Genomic DNA, 6,000 nt, shown 5'->3' with positions numbered 1-6,000 from the left:
TTTTTTTTGCCGGTAGCGCTACATTGGGGGCGCCCCCCCTCTGGCGGCCCCCCACGGCGGGCGCGGGCGGCGGGCGGGCCCCCCCCGGCCAGCGTCTCGGCCGCGCGCCTGAGACCGTCCTGATTGGACGACGCCAGCCCTGCCGATTGCAGCATCTCGGCGGCCAGCGCCAGCGTCACATCCTCCAGTCGCTTGTCGCGGAGCCTCCCGGTGAGGAAATCGACGGCGTTGCGCACCTCGACCGCGTTGCCGGCCGCCGACGCCAGCGGCTCGTTCATGCCGGTGACCAGCGCCGAGGCCTTCAGGCCGGCGCCGTTGGCGATCTCGACCAGGCTGTTGGCAAGTGCTGTCGCGTCGCGCGACTTCTCCATGAAGGCGCCATTGCCGACCTTGACGTCGAGCACCAGCGACTGCAGGCCGGCCGCCAGTTTCTTCGACAGGATAGAGGCAGTGATCAGCGGCACCGATTCCACCGTTCCGGTCACATCGCGGATCGCATAGAGGCGACGGTCGGCGGGCGCGAGATCGGCGGTCTGGCCGATGATGGCACAGCCGGTCTCGAGCACGGTCTTGCGGAAGCGCGCGATATCCGGCTGGCTGATATAGCCTGGGATGGCATCCATCTTGTCCAGCGTGCCGCCGGTATGCCCAAGGCCCCTGCCGGAGATCATCGGCACATAGGCGCCGCAAGCGGCGACGATCGGCGCCAGCATCAGCGAGACATTGTCGCCGACGCCGCCGGTCGAATGTTTGTCGGTGACCGGACCCGGCAGGTCCGACCAGTCGAGCACATCGCCGGAATCGCGCATGGCGAGCGTCAGCGCCACCGCCTCGTCGCGGTTCATGCCGTTGAAGAACACGGCCATGGCGAAGGCGCCGACCTGGCCGTCCGAGACGCTGCCCGAAGTTACGCCGGCGACAAAGGCCGAAATCTCCTGCGGGGACAGTTTCTGGCCGTCGCGCTTGCGGCGGATGATTTCCTGCGGAAGCATCAGGCAGCGCCCTTCGGCTCCGGCAACCCATCCTGGAACACATGCGCAAGGATCGTCGCCAGCCGTGCGCCGCCGATCGGCGCCATGTCCTTGGTCTCCTGGTGCGACAGTTCCGCCCCGGTCATCCCGGCGGCGAGATTGGTGATCACCGAACAGGCGGCTACGCGAAGCCCAAGGAAGCGGGCGAGAATGACCTCCGGCACGGTCGACATCCCTACCGCATTGGCGCCCATGACGCGGGCCATGCGGATTTCAGCAGGGGTTTCGAAACACGGACCGGAAAACCACATATAGACGCCCTTGTGCAGCGCCGTCCCTGTCGCCTTCGCCGCCCGTTCGATCGCCGCGCGCAAGCCGGCATCATAGGCTTCGGTCAGGCCGACGAAGCGGCGGTCGCTCGGCTCGCCGATCAGCGGGTTGGAGCCGGAGAAATTGATGTGATCGGTGATCAGCATCACCGATCCAGGCAGCATGTCGGGATCGACCGAGCCGGCGGCATTGGTAAGGATCAGCTTGGTGATGCCGATGCCGGCAAGCACCTCCAGCGCCGGCCGCATCGCCGCAGCAACGCCGTGCTCGTAATAATGGGCGCGGCCGGACAGCATCAGCACCGGCGTGCCGGCGAAAAGCCCCGCGACCACCTCGCCGGCATGGCCAGTCACCCCGCTGCGGGGGAAACCCGGCAGGTCGGCATAAGAGATGCGCACGGCATTTTCGACCTGGTCGACAAGCCCGCCAAGGCCCGACCCCAGCACCATCGCCGTTGTCGGCGCCAACCCGTCCAGCCTTTCAACGAGGTGGTCCAGAGCTTCCTTCATATCAGCCAACTCTCACTTCAAAATGTCGCCACGAAACCCGTAGGGCAGCATGTCGCCCATGGTCACGGTCTCGACCACGCCGGTGTTGTCGCAAAGATAGAGCTTTGTGTCCGGCCGGCAGAATTCCGCCAGCCTTTGCCGGCAGCCGCCACAGGGCGAGCATTTGGCCATGCGCGAGGCAATGACGGCGACCTCGACGATCTTGCCGCCGCCGCCCATGATGTAATGGCCGAGCGCCGTGGTCTCGGCGCACCAGCCTTCCGGATAGGACGCGACCTCGATGTTGGCGCCGGTGAAGACACGGCCGTCTTCGGTGCGCAACGCCGCACCCACCGGAAACTTCGAATAGGGCGCGTAGGCCTTGGCCATGGCCTCCTGCGCGGCTTCGAACAGATCATGCGACATCTAGACGTTCTCTCCGACGATCGTGGTCAAAACCCGGCGCTTTGCGTTTTCCTGGCGCCTTTCGAGCACCAGCCGCATGTTCGACACAGTGCTCCTGGGCGCGCCCGGATCAACGTTCCTTGACATAAGGCACGCCGCCGGCGCGCGGCGGGATCGCCTTGCCGATGAAGCCGGCAAGCAGGATCACGGTCAGCACATAGGGCAGCGCCTGCATGAACTGCACCGGCACCTTGCCGATCAACGGCAATGGCGAACCCTGCAGGCGGATCGCCGCCGCGTCGAGGAAGCCGAACAGAAGACAGGCGAACATGGCGTTCACCGGTCGCCATTTGGCAAAGATCAGCGCCGCCAGCGCAATGTAGCCCTTGCCGGCGGTCATATCCTTCACGAAGCCGCCATTCTGCACCATCGACAGGTAGGCGCCGGCGATGCCGGTGAGGATACCGGTGCAGATCAGCGCCCGGTAGCGCAGCCAGGCGACCGAGATGCCGGCGGTGTCGACGGCGGCCGGGTTCTCGCCGACGGCGCGCAGCCTGAGGCCAAAGCGGGTGCGAAACAGCACCCACCAGGTGAACGGCACCATGGCGAAAGCGAGATAGACCAGGATCGAATGGCCGGACAAAAGCTCGGAATAGATCGGCCCTATAATCGGCACGTCGTGGATGGCGGCAGCACCTGGCAGAGTGATGGCCTCGAAGCGCTCGCCCGGCTGCAGCGCCGGCGTTCGCCCGCCTTGCTGGAACCAGGCCTGGCCCAGAATGATTGTCGACCCGGCGGCGACGAAGTTGATCGCCACGCCGGAAACGATCTGGTTGCCGCGGTGGGTGATCGAGGCGAAGCCGTGCACCAGGGCAAAGGCGACCGACATCACGATCGCCATGCCGAGACCGAGGAAGGCCGAATGGAAGACCGAAGCGGCGGCCGCACCTGCAAAGGCGCCGACCAGCATCTTGCCTTCCAGCCCGATGTCGAAAACGCCTGCGCGTTCCGAATAGAGGCCGGCAAGGCAAGCGAGCAGCAACGGCACCGACAGGCGTATGGTCGAGTCCAGGATCTGCACGATGGCGATGAAGACGTCCATCTCAGGCGCCCTTCCCTTTGACCGCTTCGATGCCGACCGACCTTGGACTGAACGAGGCGAACAGCGCCTGAACGTAGGGCCGGAACATGTGCTCCAGCGCACCGGCAAACAGGATGACCAGGCCTTGGATGATGACGATCATGTCGCGGGAAATCGCCGGCATTTCGAAGGCGAGTTCGGCGCCGCCCTGGTAGAGCATGCCGAACAGGATCGCCGCCAGCACGATGCCGACCGGATGCAGTCGGCCCATCAGCGCCACGGCGATGCCGACGAAGCCGGCGCCGGAGACGAAATCGATCGCCACATTGTGCTGGTCGCCCATCACCGGGTTGAGCGTCATCATGCCGGCCAGCGCGCCCGAAATCATCATCGCGATGATGATGATGCGGGTCTCCGAAATGCCGGCATAGCGCGCCGCTTTCGGGCTGTGGCCATAGGTGCGCATCTCGTAGCCGAGCTTGGTGCGCCAGATCAGCAGCCAGACCAGGAATGCCATGAGCAGCGCCAGCAGGAAGCAGATGTTGAACGGCGCCGAGCGGATCTTGGCGCCGAACAGTTCGATGATCCAGTTGAGCTTCGGCAGCTCGGCCCCGGCGAGGAAGTTGCGCGTCTGCGGTGCCTGCGACGCCGCCGGCTTCAATGGCCCGACCAGGAGATAGACCATGATCGAGGCCGCGATGAAGTTGAACATGATGGTGGTGATGACGATGTGCGACCCGCGCTTGGCCTGCAGATAGGCCGGGATCAGCGCCCACAGCGCACCGACGGCGGCTCCGGCGACGATCGCCAGCGGAAAGGTCAGCCACCACGGCAGCACAGTGTCGAAGGCGAGGCAGACCACGCCCACGCCAAGGCCGGCAATATAGGCCTGGCCCTCGGTCCCGATGTTGAACAGGCCGCAATGTGCGGCCACCGCCACTGACAGGCCGGTGAAGATGAAGGTGGTGGCATAGAACAGCGTGAAGGCAATGCCGGTTCCCTTGCCGAAAGCGCCCTCGACCAGGATGACGGCGGCACGAAACGGGTTTTCGCCGACCAGCATGACGACGAAACCGGCAACGATGAAGGCCACCGACAGATTGATCAGCGGGATCAGCCCATAATCGGCCCAGGCCGGCAGCTTGGCGTAAGGCGTGCTCACTCTGCCGCCTCCTGGCGATCGACGCCTGCCATCAGCAGGCCAAGCTCGCCTTCGGTCGCCTCGGGGCCACGTTCGCCGACGATGCGCCCGGCAAACATCACCAGGATGCGGTCCGACAGCGAACGGATCTCGTCGAGCTCGACCGACACCACCAGCACCGCCTTGCCCTGGTCGCGCATTGCGATCAGCCGCTTGTGGATGAATTCGATGGCGCCGACATCGACGCCGCGCGTCGGCTGGCCGACGATCAGAACACCGGGATCCTGCTCCATTTCTCGCGCCAGCACGATCTTCTGCTGGTTGCCGCCGGAGAAATTCGCCGTCTTCAGACGCGGATTGCCGGGACGGATATCGTACTTCTCGATCTTGTCCTTGGCATCGGTCATGATGGCGTCGATGTTGAGGAACGGCCCTTTGAGGTAGCGCGGGTCGTCATGGTAGCCGAGGATCGAATTCTCGTTCTCCTCGAAGGCCAGCACCAGGCCGACATGATGGCGGTCCTCCGGCACATGGGCGAGCCCACGGTCGCGCAACTCGCCGGGATCGGCGGCCCCGGTCAGGTCGATCGGCTTGCCATCGAGCATCACCGAGCCGGAAACCGCGCGCCTGATGCCGGAAATCGCCTCGAGCAGTTCGGACTGGCCGTTGCCTGCGACACCGGCAATGCCGACGATCTCGCCGGCGTGGATATCGAAGGAGATGTCGTCGACCATGGTGACGCCGCGCTGGTCTTTCACCGTCAGGTTCTTGACGGCCAGCTTGACCGCGCCGGCCTCCGTCTCGCCCTTTTCGACCCGCAGCAGCACGCGCCGCCCAACCATCAGTTCGGCCAGTTCGCCGACTGTCGTCTTGCTGGTCTCGCGCGTCGCCACCATCGTGCCCTGGCGCATGACCGAGACATTGTCGGTGATGGCCATGATCTCGCGCAGCTTGTGGGTGATCAGCACCACCGTTTTCCCCTGGTCCTTCAATTGCCTGAGGATGCGGAACAGATGGTCGGCCTCGGCCGGCGTCAACACGCCCGTCGGCTCGTCGAGAATCAGGATTTCGGCGCCGCGATAAAGCGCCTTCAGGATTTCGACACGCTGCTGCAGGCCGACCGGCAATTCCTCGATGATGGCGTCGGGATCGACTTCCAGCCCGTATTCGCGCTCGAGCCGCTCCAGTTCGGAGCGCGCCTTGGCGATGCTCTTTTTCAACAGCGCATCGCTTTCGGCGCCGAGGATGATGTTTTCCAGCACGGTGAAATTGTCGACCAGCATGAAGTGCTGGTGCACCATGCCGATGCCGAGCGCGATGGCGTCGTTGGAAGTCTTGATCGACGCCGGCTTGCCGCCGACGCGGATCTCGCCGCTGTCGGCCTGGTAGAAGCCGTAGAGGATCGACATCAGCGTCGACTTGCCGGCGCCGTTCTCGCCGACGATGCCGTGGATGGTGCCGCGTGCGATCTCCAGATTGATGTCGCGATTGGCGCGAACGGCGCCAAAACTCTTGTTGATGCCGATCAGTTCGATTGCGGCTTGCGCCATGCAGCCTGTCCCACTCTTATTTTTTTATCGCTTG

6 protein-coding genes are annotated in these 6,000 nt (G+C 64.6%); all 6 read right to left on the bottom strand.

All coding sequences use genetic code 11. The features are described 5' to 3' along the window. The coding region (locus tag NKI10_RS29130) for a thymidine phosphorylase (RefSeq protein ID WP_352862499.1) at positions 1–992 on the bottom strand (992 nt) is incomplete at its 3' end. Continuing rightward, a complete protein-coding gene (locus tag NKI10_RS29125; RefSeq protein WP_023686468.1) occupies positions 992–1,810 on the bottom strand; it encodes a purine-nucleoside phosphorylase in 819 nt (272 codons plus the stop codon). The genes NKI10_RS29125 and NKI10_RS29130, both read right to left, overlap by 1 nt. 12 nt (positions 1,811–1,822) lie before the next feature. Then, positions 1,823–2,215: a cytidine deaminase gene (gene cdd, locus NKI10_RS29120; protein ID WP_023714063.1), complete on the bottom strand. Its 393-nt coding sequence runs from the start codon at positions 2,213–2,215 to the stop codon at positions 1,823–1,825. Between the two features lie 109 nt (positions 2,216–2,324). Next, positions 2,325–3,296, bottom strand: a complete 972-nt coding sequence (locus NKI10_RS29115) for an ABC transporter permease (RefSeq protein WP_023671125.1) — start codon at positions 3,294–3,296, stop codon at positions 2,325–2,327. Position 3,297: 1 nt separating this feature from the next. Beyond that, positions 3,298–4,437 carry an ABC transporter permease gene (locus NKI10_RS29110; protein WP_023686470.1) on the bottom strand — a complete coding sequence of 380 codons (1,140 nt, stop codon included), beginning with the start codon at positions 4,435–4,437 and terminating at the stop codon, positions 3,298–3,300. After that, positions 4,434–5,966, bottom strand: a complete 1,533-nt coding sequence (locus NKI10_RS29105; RefSeq protein ID WP_023698756.1) for an ABC transporter ATP-binding protein — start codon at positions 5,964–5,966, stop codon at positions 4,434–4,436. Before NKI10_RS29105 ends, NKI10_RS29110 begins: the two co-directional genes overlap by 4 nt. Between the last annotated feature and the right edge of the window lie 34 nt (positions 5,967–6,000).

Source organism: Mesorhizobium sp. M0802, assembly GCF_040320115.1.
In the GTDB taxonomy this organism is placed as follows: domain Bacteria; phylum Pseudomonadota; class Alphaproteobacteria; order Rhizobiales; family Rhizobiaceae; genus Mesorhizobium.
Note: the sequence above shows the minus strand (reverse complement) of the source record. Positions and strands in the feature narration are given on the sequence as shown.